A 17,760-nucleotide genomic window follows, 5' to 3' on the forward strand; every position below is an offset into this window, starting at 1 on the left:
TCCTGACATCAGTGATTGAGTGTGGCGAGACGGCTGATCTCGAGCGTGAAAACGCCCGCGCCTGCCGCCGCTTCATCGCGTTGCGCCGTGTCGATGCCTGCCAGCAGACGGGCCAGTTGCCGGCGTGCCGCTTCGAGCGTCGAGGTTTCGACGAACAGCACGCGTGGCGGCACCACGTAGGCCCGTTCTCGCGCTTCGCGCGTGTCGAGATGGCTGGCCGCTTCGTCGGCGACGAACAGATGCGCGGCCAGCACGCACGTGTCGGCCGTGACGGCGGGCGCGTCGCCTTCGAACAGATGACGGGCGTCGAAGCCGGCTGGCAGCGGCAAGGTCAGCGCGTGACCGCCCGTGCTTGCGCCCGTCGTCTTCTCGACGACGCAGATCGAACGCGCCGTATTACGGAACGCCCGCACGGTGCTTTGCGTCAGCGGCGTCGGATCGTTCAGCCGCGCCAGATACGCCGGGCTCGTCAGCACGGCGACGTCGTCGGCTTCGTACAGCGTCAGCCATTCCGTCACGCCGCTGCCGCGATAACGGCGGCCGCGCAGGAAACCCGGCAGCGCGAGACGCTCGGGTATGTGCTCCTTGTCGTGCCAACGGTAGAACGCGTCGCGCTCCGTCTCGATCACGTCGTTCCAGATCAGCACAGCGGCCTTGCCGAGCAGGGACATCATCGGGCTCCTTTGTCGAAGAATGCGAGGATCGCGTCGACCTGGCCGCCGTGCATGTCCTGGCCCGTGACCACATGAGCGCCGCGTTCCCGCGCGAGGCCCACGAGCATAGTCGGCGTGGCGGGCGGTCTCAGCACGACGTCGCCCACCAGCGTTCCCGCGCCAATCGCGCCGGGATCGCCGGGCAAGCCGTCATCATCTTTCATCCCGACGACGGAAGCGTTGACGACAATGTCGTACTTCGCACCAGCACTGCCGACGCTCACATCGCAAGTGCGAAAATGTCCGGCCAACGCATCGCGCAAGGTCGTGGCCCGGTTCGCATCGGGATCGACGAGCGAAATCGCGTGGACGCCATGCGCCGCCAGTTCGGCGGCAATCGCGGCGCCCGCGCCGCCGCAGCCGAACAGCAATACGCGCTTTGCCTCGACGGGCATGACTTTCTGGGCCGCGCTCACGAAGCCGACGCCGTCGAACATGTCGCCCGTCCAGCTTCCGTCAGGCTCGCGACGCAACGCATTGATCGCGCCGACGATTTGCGCCCGTGTCGACAGACGGTCGGCGAACGCGAGCGCGACGGCCTTGTGCGGCGACGTGATCAGCAAGCCGTCGAGATTGCCGAGCGACATCAGGCCGCGCATCGCTGTATCGAACGAATCACGGCTGGCTTGCGCCGCGAACATCACGGCAGGCATGTCGTGGCGCGCGAAGTGCGCCGTGTAGACCGATGGCGAGCGCACTTGCGCGACAGGGTCGCCAATGATCGCGTACAGCCGGGTGGCGCCGTCGATGTTCATCGCTGTGCCTCCGCGAGCCACTGTGCGATGCGCGCCGAACGGAAGCGGCGTTCGCGCGCCACCACTTCGTCGTGAATGCCGAGCCGCGCGGGTTGGAACAGGCGCGCGTCCATGGTCCTGAGATCCGGCGACACCTGCGGCCGAAACTCCATCTGCGCGAAGATGTCGCGTTCGACATCGACGCCCGGCGCCACTTCGATCAGTTCGAGCCCTCGCGCACCGATCCGGAACACGGCGCGCTCGGTGACATACAGCGCGGTCTGTCCGCGCTCGCGCGCAAACGCTGCGTTGTAGCAAACCTGTTCGAGCTTGCGCACGAATTTCTTGTGACGGCCTTCTTCGCGTATGACCGTCCGCCCCGCTTCCCATCCGATATCGAGACCGCCCGCCGTCAATGTGCCACTGAAGATCACGCACTTCGCGTTCTGGCTGATGTTGATGAAGCCACCCACGCCGATGATCTTGTCGCCGAAGCGGCTGATATTCACGTTGCCTTGCGCGTCGACTTCGGCAAACGAAAGGAACGCGAGATCGAGGCCGCCGCCGTCGTAGAAGTCGAACTGCGACGGCTGTTCGATCATCGCGGCGAAGTTCTGCGCGCCGCCCGAATCGCGGCCCGTAATCGGCGCGCCGCCTATCAGACCCTGTTCGTTGGTCAGGATCACCTTGTCGAGCAACCCCTCTTCGGCAGCAACCGTCGACAACCCCGTCGAAACACCCGCACCGAGATTGCACACGGCGCCCGGATACAGTTCGAGCGCGGCGCGCCGCACGATGACCTTGCGCGGCCCGAACGGCAACGGCTTGATTTCCGATAGCGGCACGCGCAATTCGCCCGCGTAGCTCGGGTCGTAATCCGTCGCATAGGTCTGCCGCTGGTCGGGCACGACGACCACGAAGTCGACGAGAATGCCGGGAATCTTCACCTGCTTGGGCGGCAGTGTGTTGCGCGTCGCCATCCGTTTGACCTGAACGACCACGATGCCGCCTGCGCGGCGCGTCGCTTGCGCCATCGCCAGCATTTCGCCGAGCACGGCCTCCTGCTCCATCGTGATGTTGCCGTCTTCATCGGCCGTGGTGCCGCGCAGGAATGCGACGTCGATCGGCACAGGCTTGAAGCGCAGCCATTCTTCGCCGTCGAGTTCGATCAGTTCGACGAACTCCGCGGGCGTGCACGGGCTTTGCCGCGCGCCTTGCTGACGCGGATCGACGAAGGTGTGCAGTCCTGTTTTCGTGATCAGGCCAGGCCGGCCGCCTGCCATGTCGCGCATCAATTGCGACAGCACACCTTGCGGAAACGTGTAGGCCTCGATCTTGTCGGCGGCAGCAAGCGTGACGAGCCCGGGCGAATCGACCAGCGCGCTCGTGATCGCCCGACGCAGCAGCCCTTCATGCGCGAGGTGGCTCGCGCCCAGCGCCGCGCGATCGCCCACGCCGACCACGCTGATCGACGTCAGATTGCGCGGCGCGCCCGCGCTCATGAAGCGTGCCTCCACTGCCGCAAGCAAGGCTTCGGGCACCGAATGCCCGCCGCCCGAGCCGCTGATGAGAACAGCGTCTTCGTCGCGCACCAGCGACGCCGCTTCGGTCGTTGAAATGATGTGCATGTTGCGTGTCCCGCTTGTTGAGTTGATCCGGCCGGCACGATGCGGACTGAAACCACGTCGCCGGCCAATTCAATGTAACCGGTTGCAGAGATGGTGAAAAGCGGTTTCGATAATCTCCAGGGAAAACCATTAAGCACGATATATGCGCCTAGTATTTGAAGTACATTAACCGAAACCGGCTTATTTGCAACCGGTTTCACGAGAGGTCGAAAACGTTGACGAAACGGCGTGAACGGCAAGACCGCCACTTTTCAGGAGCTTTGAGCATGGCTATCAAGGGCGTGGAGATCGGACAGGAATTCAGGTTCGCCAAAACGGTGGGCGAAACCGATGTGACGCTGTTCGCGGGGCTGACGGGCGACTTCAGCGACACCCACATCAACGAGCAGTACATGCAGGAGAAGTCGTCGATCGGCACGCGCATCGCGCATGGCGCGCTGCTGGTCGGCTACATGTCGACGGCGTCGACGATCAGCATTGCGCATGTGATCCATCGCAACGATCTCGAGGAATTCCCGGTATCGGCGGGATACGACCGCATCCGTTTCATTCGTCCCGTGCTGTTGGGCGATACGGTCACGGTGATCTACCGGGTCGCCGAGATCGACGAGGAGAAGCGCCGCAGCACCGCGGACATGGAGGTCGTGAACCAGCGCGGCGAAGTCGTCGCGGCGGGGCGTCACATCATGAAGTGGGCAAAGAAGCTTTCATCGAAGTAAGCGCGACCTGCGGTGCGCGCGGCCGCGCCGATGCGTTTGCCCAAGGAAGCCGCCGTTATAATTGCAGCGGAAAACTCTAAGGCAAACGCCAAGGCAAACCATATGGCAAAGGCTGCGCGCCCCACTCGACACGACCCGCCCGCCGAGCCATCCGTTTCGGTCCGGCCGGGCGCTGCAACGCTGCGTGAAGTCGCGGAACTGGCGTGCGTGTCGAAGGCCACGGTGTCACGCTTCATCAACTCGCCGGAGATCGTGTCGCCGAGCGTGCGCGAGCGGATACAGATCGCCATCGATCATCTCGGCTGGGTGCCGCATGCCGCCGCGCGCGCACTCGCGACGCAGCGAACGGGCACGATCGGCGCCGTCGTGCCAACCCTTGCCAACGAGCATTTCGCCACGGCCATTCAGGTCCTGCAGGACGAACTGGAAGAAAAGGGCTATACGTTGCTGCTCGGCTGCTCCGAATACGACCTGCAGCGCGAATACCGGCAGGTTCGCAAGATGCTGGAGCGCGGTGTCGACGCGATCGCAGTAGTCGGCGAAGGCCACCACCCCGATCTCTATACGCTGCTCGACCAGCGCAACGTGCCGTGCGTCAGCACCTTCACTTTCGCCGCGAAGCAACGCTCGATCTGCGTCGGCGTGGACAACTATCGCGCGTTTTACGACGCGACGAACTATCTGCTCGGCCTCGGCCATCGGCGCATCGCGATGATCGCGCAAAACGCCAACACCAATGACCGCGCCGCCGCGCGTCGCGAAGGCGTGCGCGTGGCGCTGGCCGAGCACGGCATCGCGATTCATCCCGCGCATATGGCCGAAGGTTTCTGGGGCGTTCAGGAAGGACGGCGGCTGTTCAGGCAGATCATGGCCGCGCCGATCGAAGCGCCGACAGCGATCGTATGCGGCAACGGATCGTTCGCCACGGGCGCGATGCTGGAAGCAATGGCGGCCGGCTACGATGTGCCTGGCCATCTCAGCCTGATCGGCTTCGACGACTTTGAAGTGATGGCCGAACTGCCGATTCCGATCACGACCGTGCGCGTTCCGAGTGCGGAGATCGGCAGGCGCACGGCGGAACTGCTGATCGCACAACTCAATGGCGAGAGCGATACGCGGAGCATCGAGTGTGAGGCGACCTTGATCGTGCGGCAGTCTTGTGCACGGCCGCGTTCTGACTGAACGGGCGCTGGAGGCAGGCGGCAAGGTCGCCGCCGCTGACGCGGGCCCGACGCAGCCGGCCAGTCAATACCACCAGCCCGGCCCGGGACCCGGACGCCACATGCTCCAGTTCCACGCCGCATTCTCATTCATCTCCGCATTCATCCGTTCCTGATCGATGAACTGTTGCTGGAGCTGTTCGCGCTTGTAGTTGTCCCACGCCGTTTCGTCGCCGACATACAGGCAGCCGCACACGTATGGGTCGGCGTAGAGAAAGACCGGCTTGCCGTCCTTGAACTTCTGCACGACGCGATTGGGCGGCAAGGTCTGCAGTTGCAAGCGCTGCGCGTCCGTCGTCACGGGGACGATATGGAAGCCCGCCGCCGACAGCAGGTCGTTTTTCTCGTTAGCGCGTTCGACGGGCGAGGCACATCCGGCGATCAGAACGCTCATGCTTATTGCTATCAAACCCGTGACCAATGGGTGTTTCATCGTCGTCCTCTGGAAGTAGGCGGTGCGTTTCAAGGATCACGCACATGGCACGAAGTCTGGGCGCTAAAACTTAGGCAAAAATGACAGCCGTGCTGCGTGGCCCGGCACGCCAGAACCAGTGCGTCGATGAACGCCTGCTGTCGGCTGCAATCCGCAATGCGCAGGCGATATGGCAGCGCACCTGCGAATCCGTCAAATGACGGCAAATCGTGCCGACGTGGGCGGCACGCACGTCCGCATCGTCCGACAGACGGGCGGCGGCCCCGCTCGCCCACCCTCGCAAGTCGCGCGTGCAAGCGCTCTTCCCCGCGCAGTAGTTGCCGCCCAGTAGTTGCAGCCCTGTAGTTGCCGCGAAACACAGACGACACGCAATCACAGCGACGGATCAAGCGGCGTGATGCGGGCAAGCATCAGCGTATATTCCTCCGCGGCAATCTGGCGGAACTTCATGTCGATCACGGCCATGCGCTGTTCGTCGGCGGTATCGGGAAAGAGCCGTTGCGCGGCATCCTTCAACACGATGTCGGGATGCACGATGCACGGCAGATCTTTCGATGCCGTCGAATCCAGCGCCTTCACCAGCAGATAGACGGGCACGACGTCCGCCAGCCCGACGGGCACCAGCTTCGTCGCCGCATCGCCGAAATGGCGCCGCACGATCGCCTGCGAGCCAAGGCGCAGCATGTAGCGAAACGGCATGCCCGTGCGGATCGACAGCAGCACGGGGTCGACGGCTGCCACCTGCTCGACGGAGTTGATGCCTTCCGCCTCGAAGGTCGCGACGATCGGCAACGTCACGCCTTCGAGCGTGATGAGCCGGTCGGGCGCATTCTCCGTCTTGTCGGCTTCGGTGATCTGCGGAAAGCCGAAGCGGCGGATCAGTTTGAGCAGCGCATCGACGGGAAAGGTGCCGAGCGCGAAGGCCATCGCCGCGCGCGCGCCGTCGGACTGCGTCGCATTGTTGATGACGAGCGCGAGCGGAATCGCGAGAAAGAGGCGCAGCGCGTACCAGTAGACATCGGCGACGTTGAGCGACTTGCGGCGGATAGAGAGCACGGAATCGCTCACGACGAACATGAACGAGCCCGCGAACGACGCCATCAGCACGCGCTGGCTGATGCCATAGATGCAGCCGGAAGATTCGCTCGTCGCGCATGGCCTCACGTCGAAAAAGCTCGTGCCGACCAGTCCCGCCGCCGCGTAGACGATGGCCAGCAGGATGAACACGGCGGGCACGAAGGGCACGAGGCCGTACTGCTCGTGGTAGACGCGCGCGAACAGGCGCTCGCAGATGTCGAGCCGCTCGTCAGCCACGCGCTGCCAGTGTCCCGCCGCAGGGCGCGGCTCGGGCGGCGAGCACGGCAGCGCGCCGGCATCCTCCAGCGCGTAGATGAGCCGCTGCGACCAGAAGCGCTGCAGATACGCCGAAAGGGCACTGCCCTTCAGGCTGTTTTGAAACTCGCGATAGCGCGTGAACCAGATCAGGCTCAGAAAGACGATGAGCGGCGCGCCGACCATGATCGTCGTGAATGCCGCGAGCGTGACGGCGAGTTCGAACGATGCGGCCTCCGCCTTCACGACGTAATGGATGAATGCCGCGCCCGCGAGGTTGATCGCGAGGAGGCCCACACTCAGCATGATCGCGCGACGCGGGCCGGTGAGGTGGCTTTCGGTGAGGGGGCTGGGTTTGCGGGAGGTGCCCGATACCGGTACGGCTAAGGTCGTGGTGGACATGGTGCGTCTCCTCGATTGCTCACGACAAACTGCTCTGTGCAACGGTTTGCTCGTTACTCAGCGATACAACATTTCATCCTGGCACATTCGCCGGGACTCAAAGGTGCATCGCCTGCAATCAGATGCGAGCGAATGTGTCGAAGACCACATTCGCCGCCCTACCCAGCTGGCGCGCGGGAAAATACCTGCTAAAACCCAAGACAAGACCCGCCTCGCGCGCGGAATGGTCAGCGGTGCATCCATGCATCGTGCCGGCCTCTCGCCCGATCCTGCTCTTCATCGGCCTCTTCACTAAAACAGCCTCATCACTCCACCGGCCCTGTCGCATCCGTTCGCATTCGCGCCATGCGTGCGGTGCAACCCTGATCCGATCTCTCTCGATATGGAGTACCACATGGACTCAATCACGTTCATGGCTGCGACGGGCAGCACCCAGGCGAATGCCGCGCTGTGGCTCGGCGCCCTGCAAGCCGCGATGGACCGCTTCCAGATCAACACGCCCCCGCGCAGGGCCGCCTTTCTGGCACAAGTCGCGTTTGAAAGCGGCCGCTTTCCGCCTCCACCTGTAGCGGAAAACTTCAATTACTCGGTGGAAGGCCTGCGGGCGACGTTCCGCTCGCTGACGGCCGCACAATGCGCGAGCCTTGGGCGTCAACCCGGCGAGGCGCGCGTGCCGCCCCAGCGCCAGCAGCAGATCGCCAACCTCGTCTATGGCGGCCGCTACGGCAATGGCCCCGCCGCGACGGGCGACGGCTGGAAGTATCGCGGCTCGGGCCTGATCCAGTTGACGTTCAAGGACAACTTCGCCCGCGCCGGTCAGGCGATCGGCGCCGATCTCGCCGGCAATCCGGACCTCGTGCGCAACGACCCCGCCACCGCGGCGCTGGTGTCCGCGTGGTACTGGCAATCGCACGGCTGCAACGAACTCGCCGACGCTAACAAGTTCACCGCGATCACGGCGCAGATCAATCCGGCGCACGCGGGCGAGACGGGCCGGCTGGAAGCGTTCCAGCTCGCGAACAACGCGCTCAATGTATCGCCTGCTGCTGGAGCCGGCGGCACAGCCGTCGCGTAAGGCCCTGAAGACGGCGGCGAGTCTCATGATCATGCCGACGCATGGGCATGAGTGAACTCGCCGTCGCCGACGTTGAACACGCGGTGGCCGTATTTGAAGTGATTGCAGATTTCGCTGATTCAGTAGCCGTCACGCCGGCCGTGTCGCCCTTGCAGGCAGGATGGCGACACTGCATCAGGGCAGTCCCGTATCCGGCGTGAAGCGTCGTGCGTACTCTCTCGGACTCACCCCCATCCGCCGCGTGAAAGCCTTTCTCAGCACCTCGCCGCTGCCGTAGCCGCACCGGCGCGCTATCTCTTCTATCGATCGCTCACCGAGTTCGAGCGCCCGCCGAATGGCTTCGAGCCGCATATCTTCGACGTACTTCGCGGGCGTCGTCTTCAATTCACGCTGGAACATGCGGATGAGGGTTCTCACGCTCGTCGATGCCCGGTCCGCCAGCATGTCGGTCGTGAGGTCCGTGTGCAGATGCTCACTGATCCACAGGCACAGATCGTCGATGCTCGAGCCCGATACGCGCTGCGATTGAAGGGCGACGCTAAACTGCGCCTGCCCGCCGGGACGCCGCAGAAACAGCACCAGGTTTCTGGCGATCTCCAACGCCGCGTCATTGCCCAGGTCCTCACCGACCAGAGCCAGTGCGAGATCGATTCCCGCCGATACTCCCGCCGACGTGTACAGGTTGCCGTCCTTGACCCAGATCGGATCGGGGTCGACCTGCACGTCCGGATAACGCTCGGCAAGGTGCTGCGTCCTCCGCCAATGCGTCGTCGCCCTGCGACCGTCCAGCAGCCCCGCTTCCGCCAGCGCAAATGCGCCGACGCAAATCGAGCACACGCGACGCGCACTGCCCGCACGCTTGCGGATCCAGCCTATGGCTGTCTTGTCGAAGCGATCGACCGAATTAAAGCCGGTCGTCACGATCAATGTGTCGATTGGCCGGTTTGCGCGACGCTCTGTTTCGAGCGTCCGGTGGCCCTTGAGTCCGATACCTGTTTCGCTTGCCAGATGAACATCGGGACCCGCGCAAACCAGTTCCAGTAGATACGGAGCCGGCCCGCCTGCGTGCAACTGGTTTGCTGATGCGAACACTTCGGCAGGACCGATTACGTCGAGCGCGTCGACAGGCGGCAAACCGAGTATCACAACGCGCCTTTGCGTCGAACCCGACAGCGGACGGGATGCTTTCTTCATCTGCAGGTCCTGTGAGAACACGTCGCATCCATTTTGGCACGAATCGTCCAAAAACAGTCATGTACGACACATGACACGTTTATACACTCGATGGCCAAACTCGACATTGGCGGAGGCCACATGAGCACCATCGTTACCATCGGAGGAATCAGCCCGCCCGATTCCAGCTTCACCCGTCAGGCAAGCTCGCTCGTCGAACGCGTTCACTCGGGCGCGCTGCTGAACCATGTGCACCGAACGTGGTGGTTCGCCGAATTCCTCGGTAGAACCCGCGGTTTGAAATACGACCGTGAAGCCGTCTACCTTGCATCCCTGCTTCACGATCTTGGCCTCACAAGCGCATTCGCCGCCGATCAGCGCTTCGAGGTCGACAGCGCCGAAGCCGCCAGCCTGTTCCTGACGTCGAACGGCTACCCGGAACAAAAGGCCGAACTCGTGTGGGACGCGATCGCGCTGCATTCCAGCGCAGGCATCGCCGAGCGCAAGCAGCCGGAAATCGCCCTGGTCTACATGGGCGCTCATGTGGACGTCTTCGGACTGCGGCTGGATGAAATCACGCCGTCGTTCGTCGACGATGTGCTGACGCTGTAGCCGCGCGCCGGCTTCAAGGCGGCCTTTGCCGAAGCGCTGGCGGAGGTTGTCAGGAAGAAGCCCCACACGGCGCCCGGTACGGGCCTGGTCGATATCGGGCGTCGGCACGTACATGGTTTCGACTGCGCGAACGTCTGCGACCTGATCGATCACGCGCCGTTCGAAAGCTGAAACGCAGTGTTGCAGCAAAGATTCGTTGACTCTTATTTAGATGATGACTATCATCCAAATCATCGAATCGCGGAGTGCAGCAAATCATGCGGAAGTCCAGAGAAGAATCGGCTGACACACGTCGGCGGATCGTCGAAGTCGCCAGCCGGAAATTCAGAACCGACGGCATTCAGGCAACCGGACTTGCCGCCCTGATGTCCGAGGCGGGACTGTCGCATGGCGGGTTTTACCGGCATTTCGAATCGAAAGATGAACTGGTCGCCCAAGCCTGCGAATCGGGACTGGCGGCGATCATCGGAAAACTCGAAGCAGCGGCGAGCGGATGCGAAGGCAAGGCAGGTTTCAAAGCCATCGTTGACGCGTATGTGTCGTCGTCGCATCGGGACGCGCCCGCGGACGGCTGTCCTCTCGCCGCGATGGGCAGCGAGCTGGCGCGTGCGGACGAACAGACTCGCGCGGTCGCGTCGCGCGGATTTGCCGATCTCGTCGAGGTCCTGGCAAAACGAAGCGGACGGCGGCGACGCGAGGCGGCAAGGTCGGAGGCCGTCTTTGCGCTGTCGGCAATGATCGGCGCGATCACGATGGCCCGCATCACAGACGACCCCGACGCAGCGGCGGCGATCCTCCAGGACGTCAGGCAACACCTCGAAGCAATGTAAGCGATACAGGTCGTTGGAGCCGATCGTTAAGCGCACGCATCAAAATGTGTATATGCACTTCAAAGATTCTGAAGCATCCCCTGCACTCTCGATGAGTGTTCAAACCGTTAGATTGGAGAGTTCATCATGAAGCAACGCAAATACCTCATTACTGGCGCGACCGGCAAAACGGGCGTCCACACCATTCGTCATCTTCTGAATGACGGGCATGCCGTACGCGCCTTCGTACACCGCGAAGACGAACGCAGCGAGGCGCTGCGCAATCAGGGCGCTGAAATCGTCGTTGGCGATCTTCTCGAACATGACGACGTGATACGTGCCATGGAAGGCGTGACGGGCGCCTATCTGTGCTATCCCGTGCGTCCGGGCTTTATCCAGGCGACCGCTTATTTCGCGGATGCAGCGCGCCGCGCGGGTGTCGAGGTGATCGTGGAGATGTCGCAGATTTCCGCGCGGGAAGATTCGAAGAGTCATGCCGCGCGCGATCACTGGATCGCGGAACGCGTGATCGACTGGTCAGGCGTGCCCGCCGTGCACATTCGCCCGACGTTCTTCTCCGAATGGCTCGTCTTCCCGTGGGTGCGCGATCAGATCGTGCAGGAAGGCAAAATCACGCTGCCGTATGGCAACGGACGTCACGCGCCGATTTCCGGGGAAGACCAGGCCCGGCTGATCGCGGCCGTGCTCACGAACCCGTCGGCGCACATCGGCAAGACCTATCCGCTGCTTGGACCGGTCGAGATGAACCAGCAGGAAATCGCCAATGAAATCGGCAAGGTTCTGGGTCGCGAGATCACATACAACCCGTCGACGATCGAACAGTACCGCGAGCATCTCGAGAAATACGACTTGCCGGAGTTCATGATCCAGCACTTTCTTGCCATCGCCATCGATTACCAGAACGGTATTTTTTCGGGCGAGGACGGTGTGATTGGCGAGATCACTGGGCAGGCGCCCCAAACTGTCAGCGACTTCGTGAAAGCGCACCGCCACGTTTTCGAGCAGTAACCCGTGACGGAGGATGCGGCTCGTACTGTCGAGCCGCGTTCTGCGCAAACGCATTGGCTCACGCAGTCGTCATCGATGCGTTGCGCTCGCTTCTAGAAGCTGGTGGTGACGCGCTTCAGTCGCGTCATCGACGGGAAACATGCATTCGAGGCGTAGTTCCTGCGCCGTGATGCTTTGCGGCGCACCCACGCTCGTGACCATTGAAAAGTAACGAAGCACGTCCCCGCCGCTGACGAACCCGATGGGAATGACGGGCATGGCAGGCGCGGCAGAGGATGCCTGTCCCGTCTTCCAGTCGCGCGGTGCATCGGGATAGGCGAGCAGTTCGTCGAGCAGATGCGCGGTGTCGCCGTCTATCACACGGCCCACCGATTCCCGGTACACCCGCTGCAGCAGGCTTCGCGCAACGCTGTCCCAATCGTCGACGAACGGTCGCATTCCCTGCGGATCGAACATCAGATGCAGCATGTTGCGCGGGCCTTTGCGCGCGGCCATGTCGATGAAGCAGTTGAAAAAGCGCGGCGCGGCGTCGTTGGTCATCAGGACGTTCCAGTGCCGGTCCATGACGATGGCGGGAAAGGGTTCATGCTGGCGAACGACCCGCTCAAGCGCACGAACCACACCGTGCATTTCCTGCGCATTCCACGGCGCCTCCGAATACACAGGTGCGTAACCCGCGGCGAGCAGCAATGCATTGCGCTCGCGTAACGGTATGTCGAGCGCCTGCGCGAGAGTGAGCAGCGTCTCCCGGCCCGGCACACTGCGCCCGCTTTCGATAAAGCTGATCTGACGCTGCGAAATGCCCGCTTCGAGCGACAGATCGAGCTGACTCACGCCACGCACGCCGCGCCAATAACGGAGCAGGTTGCCGAGTTCTCCCGACGACGCCTTTGAATCGCGGCTGCTGACATTCATCGGACTTCCTCCGATCGAAGCGGGTCACTATAACGGACTCACACGCTGGCTGCACGCCAGACAAATTCTTCGAACGGCGCTTCGAGTTCCGGCCGTGTCACGCTGCTCGTGTAGTTCGTGATGGTCGACGCGGCAACCACCGCGATGACCTCGAGTAGTTGTCCGGCGTTGAATCCGGCGTCGAAAAATCGCTGCTGGTCTGCGTCGGAAAGACGGCCGCGCTGTTCTATCAACGTGCGCGCCAGCGTCGAAAGCGCGGCCAGTTGGGCGTCCGCTGGCAGGGCACCGCGCCGGATCGCATCGACATCGGCGGACGATACGCCTTGCTTCAATGCGAGCGCCGTGTGAAACGCGACGGGCCACTCGCTGGCGTTCGTCACTGCGTTGGTCAGCAGCAATGTCTGAATCTGCGGCTCGGTCAGACTGCTCGCATGCACTCGCTCGAACAGCCCGATGAATCCGTTGATCAGCACCGGCGACGCAGCCATCTTCGCGGCGATGTTCGGGATCGCGCCGAACGCCTGTTGCAGTTGCTGAAGCACGGGCTTCGATTGCAGCGGAGCGGATTCGAGCGTGTGAACGGGATAGCGGGACATGATATCTCCTTGGTTGCGAGCGCCACCGGACTGGTGACGCGACAGCCACAGAGTAGGCGTCCCGCTGCTGCGCGCCAATTACATCGCATGTAATCAACGCGCGGCCGATTATCCCTGGCCGCCCAGCGTCAGTCCGTGCTGCCCTTTGTACGCGGCCACAGAGGGCGTCGACCACCCTTCGAGCAGATCTGGCGCAAGCCGATAGATTTCCACACCAAGCGGCCGGCACACCTCCAGCGGATCACGCGCGTCCGGTCCCCACATCGGCAGAGAAAGATCGCCGCCGGGACACGTCGACAGCGCGCAAAGCAGATCGATCTCGGCGAAGAACTCCAGATAATCGCCCTTCTTTGCCGGACATGCCTTCATGAAGTACTTGTCGTCGAGATTCAGACCTGTGCATTGAAAAACATTGAGCACGTCGTGTACGTCGTACTCGGTCAGACCATACGGCGCAACTGCGCGCGTGAGATTCGAATGGCAATGAAAGTGAAAATCTTCACCCGTCAGCATGCGGTTCACGTACGGGTCACAGCGCGTGCCAAGCAGATCGTGCACGCGACCGCCATGTTCGTCGATGCCGTAATCAGCGAGACTGTCGTCGGTGATCGTCACCATCGGACGCAGAAACGGCAGCGTCGACCAGAGACGGTCGAACGTGCTGACGTGCGCTGCCTGCAACTGACGCGTGCGCGACGCCCACATCCGTTCGCGCGGATTGTGCAGGTTCCACATGTTGAGGTCCGCCACCTGCGGCCCTTCGATCGTCACGATACGGAAGACATGCCCCGCAGGCACCGTCCACGCCTGTCCCGATCGGATCGGAATCACGATCGATTCGATCAGTTCGCGTCCGTCATGCTCTGCAGCAATGCGTCGATAGAATGCCTTGTCGGCTTCGAGCGCGGAGCCCTTGGTCGATTGATAGGCGGCAGGGTAATTCAACATGAGATCGCTCCTTGATGAGGCGGCCGGCGTGTCCACGCTCTCGTGGCGCCGTTCGAGACGCGCGGCCGCGAGACAGGTCACAAATAGTCGAGCATTGCGTGCTCGGACTCCGACAGATATTCGGCGAGCGCTGCTTGCGCCTTGTCGAGGTGGCCGCGCTCGATCAGCACGAAAATGCGCTGGTCTTTCGCGACCCACGGCTTCTGAAAGCGCCTTTCGTCCGGTGCGGACCCAAACACCAGCCGCAGTTGCGCGAGAATCGTCGTGAAGAACGCGTCGAACAAGGCGCTGTGCAGCAAGCGCACGATATGCCGGTGAAACAGCAGGCTATACGTGCCGACTGCGCGCCAGTCTTCACGTTCGACGGCGTCCTGCGCGCAGCGGATCGCTTCGCGCATCAACGCGAGATCGTCTGCATCGATGGGTTCCTCGCGCGTCAGCGCCTGCAACTCCAGCGTGCGCCGCACGCGGTAGATATCGCGCACGTCGTGGCGCGTGAGTGTGCGCACGATCACGCCGCGGTGCCGGTAATGCACCGCAAGGCCCTCGCGGCACAGCAGGCGCAATGCTTCGCGCAGCGTGTTGCGCGACACGTCGTGCAATTGCGTCAGATCGTTTTCGACGAGCGCCGTGCCGGGCAACAGTTTGCCCTCGATGATGTCGTCGCGGATCGTTGTCAGGATGCGGTCCGTCACGGACTGATCGGTCTCCGCGGCCGCTGGCGCGGGCGCGGATTTAACGGACGTACGTACTGTTGTCATTCGTAAGCTCAGGCGATATGAACGTCTTGGAGAAAACTGGCGATGCGCGAGGTTTTCTGTTTCGCGAGTTCCAGTGGAGGACCATCGCTGAGTATCGTACCGCCTTCCATGAATATCACCCGGTCCGAGATGCGGAACGCGAACTTGATCTCGTGCGTGACGATGATCATCGTCATCCCGTCGCGCGCAAGCTGCTCGATGACTTTCAGTACTTCCTGCACCAGTTCCGGGTCGAGTGCGGAGGTCGGTTCGTCGAACAGTACGATTGATGGCTGCATTGCCAGTGCGCGTGCAATCGCCACGCGTTGCTGCTGCCCGCCCGACAACTGATGCGGATACTTGTGCGCATGCGCCGCCATGCCGACTTTCGCCAGGATCCGCATGCCGGATTCTTCGAGGGCGCTGCCCTTCAGGCGGTTGTGATAGCGCGGTGCGAGCGTCACGTTTTGCAGAACGGTCTTGTGCGGAAACAGATTGAAGCTTTGAAACACCATGCCGATGTCGAGAATACCGCGCATATAGTCGCCGTGCCGCGCCTTGCCATGGCCGCGGGACTGCAGGAACGCGCGTCCGTGCAGATGCACTTCGCCATCGTCGAGCGATTCAAGCCCGTTTAGCGTGCGGATCAGCGATGTCTTGCCCGAGCCCGACGGTCCGATGATCGACACGACCTCCCCGGCCTTCACGGTCAGATCGATGCCCTTGAGCACCTCGTGCTGGCCATAGCGCTTGCGAATGCCGACCGCTTCGAGTGCGCGTTCGGTGGCCCGGGAGTCGGCGGGTTTTGCAGCGGCGTTCGATGCATCGTCGGACTGCGCCGTCACGTCGATCATCACGGCATGCTTGCGGCGCGTCACGTCGAGGCGCTTTTCGAGCATCTTCAGCAGATGACCGAACACCGTGACAATCAGGACGTAATAGAACGACACCGCGAGCATGGTCTCCAGCACCTTGAAGTTCTGCGTATAGAGGCGCTCGCCAACGAGCAGTATTTCAGCCAAAGAAATCACCGACACCAGCGACGTCAGCTTGACTATCGTGATGTACTCGTTGATCAGCGACGGCAGTGCAACGCGGAATGCCTGCGGCAGCACGATCAGGCGTTGCAGCCCGACGTATCCGATGCCGAGCGCCCTGCCCGCTTCGAGTTGTCCCTTGTTGAGCGCAAGCAGACCGCCGCGATGAATTTCGGCGATATACGCGGTTTCGCTGATCGACAGCGCGATCAGTCCGGCCAGGAACGGATCGGACAGTACACCGCCCGACCACGGCAACACCTGCGGCAGGTTATAGACGAAGATCAGCAGCACCAGAAGCGGCAAGCTGCGGAACAGCCAGATATAAGCACCACACGCCATGCGCAATGGCAAAAGCGTCGATTGCTTGCCAAGCGCAAGCATGAATCCAGCGACGATCCCGATCAACCATGTCGCCACGCTCAGTTCGACGACGAGCCACGCAGCTTTCCAGAATGCCGCGTCGACGAGTAGCGACGCCGCGTAATGCCAATCGAACAACATGCGACTCCCCTTCCTGCGCGCCGGGAAGGCAGGCGCGCATGGCGATGCGAGCCGTCGGGCCCGCCAGACAATGGAAAAACGCGACCTTACTTTTGCGTGCTTCCCAACGCGAGAGCGATGTCGCCGCCCGTCGGTTCCGCGACGTTGTATTGCTTGAGCAGCGCCGCATATTCGCCCGACGACTTCATCGACGCCAAGGCGGTCTTCAACTGCGACAGCAGCGCGTCATTGCCCTTCTTCACGCCAAGGCCGATGACCACCGGGTAGAGCGGCACCGTCGACGTAATCGCCACGCGACCGCCAAGCCGGTTCGCCGTGATCTGCGCGACGGCGGAATCTTCGAACTGCGCATCGACGGCATGCGACAGCACGGCTTGCGCCGCTTCCGGCGAGGTCTCGAACTCGCGCACATCGATCGCGCCGCGCCCCGCTGGCACGCAGACCTTGCCCGACACATCGGCAAGCTTGGGAATCCACGACGCGCCCTTGATCGAACTGACCCGCTTGCCGCACAGATCTTCCGGTGTCTTCGGCGCGAAACCCGCGCCGCTGAGCGCGAGCAGCGAGCCGCCCGTCTTCAGGTAAGGCAGAAAGTCGATCTGCTTCGCGCGCTCGGGCGTCACGTAGAGCGCGGACGCAATCACGTCGAAGCGGTTCGCGTTGACGCCGAGAATCAGATTCGCAAAGCGCGTGTCGACGAACGACGGCTTGAGCTTCAGATGCGTGGCGAGCTTGCCCATGAACGCGGGATCGAAGCCTGCGGGCGTCCCGTTGTCCAGATAGTCGTAAGGCGGGTACGTGAGGTCTGCGCCGATCTGCAGACTCTCGGGCGCGACGGTCCCGGCCGCGGCGGCAACGTTGGCGTGTGTCGCCATGCACAGAGGCACGATCGCGGCGGCGATCTTCATCGTGTGCGACAGGCCCTTGAGGGCCGACTTCGTAAAAATGTGGGCTTTCATAAGGTCTCGCTCGTCGGGTGGTCGGGTAGTCGGTCACATTGTTCAACAATGTGCAAACTATTGTTGAACAATAAATGGAATGCAAGCGTTTTTTCGTGGCGAAGAAGACGACGGCGAGTTCGACCGGAAAGAACGGGGGACGGCGACGGTTTCGAGAGAGGCAGGCACCGGGCACGGTCGCC

General features: G+C 62.6%; 18 protein-coding genes. 6 read left to right on the forward strand and 12 right to left on the reverse strand.

The window, feature by feature from the left end; all coding sequences use genetic code 11:
• Positions 1 to 8: 8 nt before the first annotated feature.
• The 3 genes from C2L66_RS36465 to C2L66_RS36475 are packed head-to-tail and all read right to left on the reverse strand — an operon-like array spanning position 9 to position 3,075.
• Positions 9 to 674, reverse strand: coding sequence for a hypothetical protein (locus tag C2L66_RS36465; RefSeq protein WP_224100786.1), 666 nt, complete (start codon positions 672 to 674; stop codon positions 9 to 11).
• Entirely contained in the window at positions 671 to 1,468 is a 798-nt protein-coding gene (locus C2L66_RS36470; RefSeq protein WP_060608849.1) for a shikimate dehydrogenase family protein, read from the reverse strand. The genes C2L66_RS36465 and C2L66_RS36470 overlap by 4 nt, the downstream gene beginning before the upstream one ends.
• Positions 1,465 to 3,075: an acyl CoA:acetate/3-ketoacid CoA transferase gene (locus tag C2L66_RS36475; protein ID WP_060608852.1), complete on the reverse strand. Its 1,611-nt coding sequence runs from the start codon at positions 3,073 to 3,075 to the stop codon at positions 1,465 to 1,467. The genes C2L66_RS36470 and C2L66_RS36475 overlap by 4 nt, the downstream gene beginning before the upstream one ends.
• A 266-nt stretch (positions 3,076 to 3,341) precedes the next feature.
• Between C2L66_RS36475 and C2L66_RS36480 the strand changes: the two genes are divergently transcribed.
• Positions 3,342 to 3,794, forward strand: coding sequence for a MaoC family dehydratase (locus C2L66_RS36480; RefSeq protein WP_035993333.1), 453 nt, complete (start codon positions 3,342 to 3,344; stop codon positions 3,792 to 3,794).
• Between the two features lie 102 nt (positions 3,795 to 3,896).
• A complete protein-coding gene (locus tag C2L66_RS36485; RefSeq protein ID WP_060610530.1) occupies positions 3,897 to 4,976 on the forward strand; it encodes a LacI family DNA-binding transcriptional regulator in 1,080 nt (359 codons plus the stop codon).
• Between the two features lie 63 nt (positions 4,977 to 5,039).
• Here the strand turns inward: C2L66_RS36485 and C2L66_RS36490 are convergent, their stop codons facing one another.
• Positions 5,040 to 5,408: a hypothetical protein gene (locus C2L66_RS36490; RefSeq protein ID WP_224100789.1), complete on the reverse strand. Its 369-nt coding sequence runs from the start codon at positions 5,406 to 5,408 to the stop codon at positions 5,040 to 5,042.
• Between the two features lie 411 nt (positions 5,409 to 5,819).
• Positions 5,820 to 7,181: a hypothetical protein gene (locus C2L66_RS36500; protein ID WP_060608854.1), complete on the reverse strand. Its 1,362-nt coding sequence runs from the start codon at positions 7,179 to 7,181 to the stop codon at positions 5,820 to 5,822.
• Between the two features lie 394 nt (positions 7,182 to 7,575).
• Between C2L66_RS36500 and C2L66_RS36510 the strand changes: the two genes are divergently transcribed.
• Positions 7,576 to 8,256: a glycoside hydrolase family 19 protein gene (locus C2L66_RS36510; protein WP_054931041.1), complete on the forward strand. Its 681-nt coding sequence runs from the start codon at positions 7,576 to 7,578 to the stop codon at positions 8,254 to 8,256.
• Between the two features lie 174 nt (positions 8,257 to 8,430).
• Here the strand turns inward: C2L66_RS36510 and C2L66_RS36515 are convergent, their stop codons facing one another.
• The gene (locus tag C2L66_RS36515) at positions 8,431 to 9,450 is read right to left on the reverse strand and encodes a GlxA family transcriptional regulator (protein WP_060610533.1); all 1,020 of its coding nucleotides are present in this window, start codon (positions 9,448 to 9,450) and stop codon (positions 8,431 to 8,433) included.
• Positions 9,451 to 9,540: 90 nt separating this feature from the next.
• Here C2L66_RS36515 and C2L66_RS36520 point away from each other — a divergent pair, with 90 nt between their 5' ends.
• The 3 genes from C2L66_RS36520 (at position 9,541) to C2L66_RS36530 (ending at position 11,879) form a co-directional block, all read left to right on the forward strand.
• The gene (locus C2L66_RS36520) at positions 9,541 to 10,041 is read left to right on the forward strand and encodes an HD domain-containing protein (protein ID WP_322789562.1); all 501 of its coding nucleotides are present in this window, start codon (positions 9,541 to 9,543) and stop codon (positions 10,039 to 10,041) included.
• 257 nt (positions 10,042 to 10,298) lie between these two features.
• On the forward strand, positions 10,299 to 10,871 hold the full coding sequence (locus C2L66_RS36525; protein WP_060608856.1) for a TetR/AcrR family transcriptional regulator: 573 nt from the start codon (positions 10,299 to 10,301) through the stop codon (positions 10,869 to 10,871).
• 126 nt (positions 10,872 to 10,997) lie between these two features.
• Positions 10,998 to 11,879 carry an NmrA family NAD(P)-binding protein gene (locus C2L66_RS36530; protein WP_060608859.1) on the forward strand — a complete coding sequence of 294 codons (882 nt, stop codon included), beginning with the start codon at positions 10,998 to 11,000 and terminating at the stop codon, positions 11,877 to 11,879.
• Positions 11,880 to 11,948: 69 nt separating this feature from the next.
• Here the strand turns inward: C2L66_RS36530 and C2L66_RS36535 are convergent, their stop codons facing one another.
• From C2L66_RS36535 to C2L66_RS36560, 6 genes are all read right to left on the reverse strand, one after another.
• Positions 11,949 to 12,794, reverse strand: coding sequence for a helix-turn-helix domain-containing protein (locus C2L66_RS36535; RefSeq protein ID WP_060608861.1), 846 nt, complete (start codon positions 12,792 to 12,794; stop codon positions 11,949 to 11,951).
• Positions 12,795 to 12,832: 38 nt separating this feature from the next.
• Positions 12,833 to 13,390 (reverse strand): carboxymuconolactone decarboxylase family protein, encoded by a 558-nt coding sequence (locus C2L66_RS36540; protein WP_060608864.1) that lies wholly within the window; start codon positions 13,388 to 13,390, stop codon positions 12,833 to 12,835.
• A gap of 108 nt (positions 13,391 to 13,498) precedes the next feature.
• Positions 13,499 to 14,338, reverse strand: a complete 840-nt coding sequence (locus C2L66_RS36545) for an urea carboxylase-associated family protein (RefSeq protein ID WP_060608867.1) — start codon at positions 14,336 to 14,338, stop codon at positions 13,499 to 13,501.
• A 77-nt stretch (positions 14,339 to 14,415) separates the two neighbouring features.
• Positions 14,416 to 15,099 (reverse strand): GntR family transcriptional regulator, encoded by a 684-nt coding sequence (locus C2L66_RS36550; protein WP_208459769.1) that lies wholly within the window; start codon positions 15,097 to 15,099, stop codon positions 14,416 to 14,418.
• Between the two features lie 8 nt (positions 15,100 to 15,107).
• Positions 15,108 to 16,619: an amino acid ABC transporter permease/ATP-binding protein gene (locus C2L66_RS36555; protein ID WP_060608869.1), complete on the reverse strand. Its 1,512-nt coding sequence runs from the start codon at positions 16,617 to 16,619 to the stop codon at positions 15,108 to 15,110.
• 86 nt (positions 16,620 to 16,705) lie between these two features.
• Entirely contained in the window at positions 16,706 to 17,578 is an 873-nt protein-coding gene (locus C2L66_RS36560; RefSeq protein ID WP_060608872.1) for an ABC transporter substrate-binding protein, read from the reverse strand.
• Between the last annotated feature and the right edge of the window lie 182 nt (positions 17,579 to 17,760).

This window comes from Paraburkholderia caribensis, from assembly GCF_002902945.1.
Lineage (GTDB): Bacteria > Pseudomonadota > Gammaproteobacteria > Burkholderiales > Burkholderiaceae > Paraburkholderia > Paraburkholderia caribensis.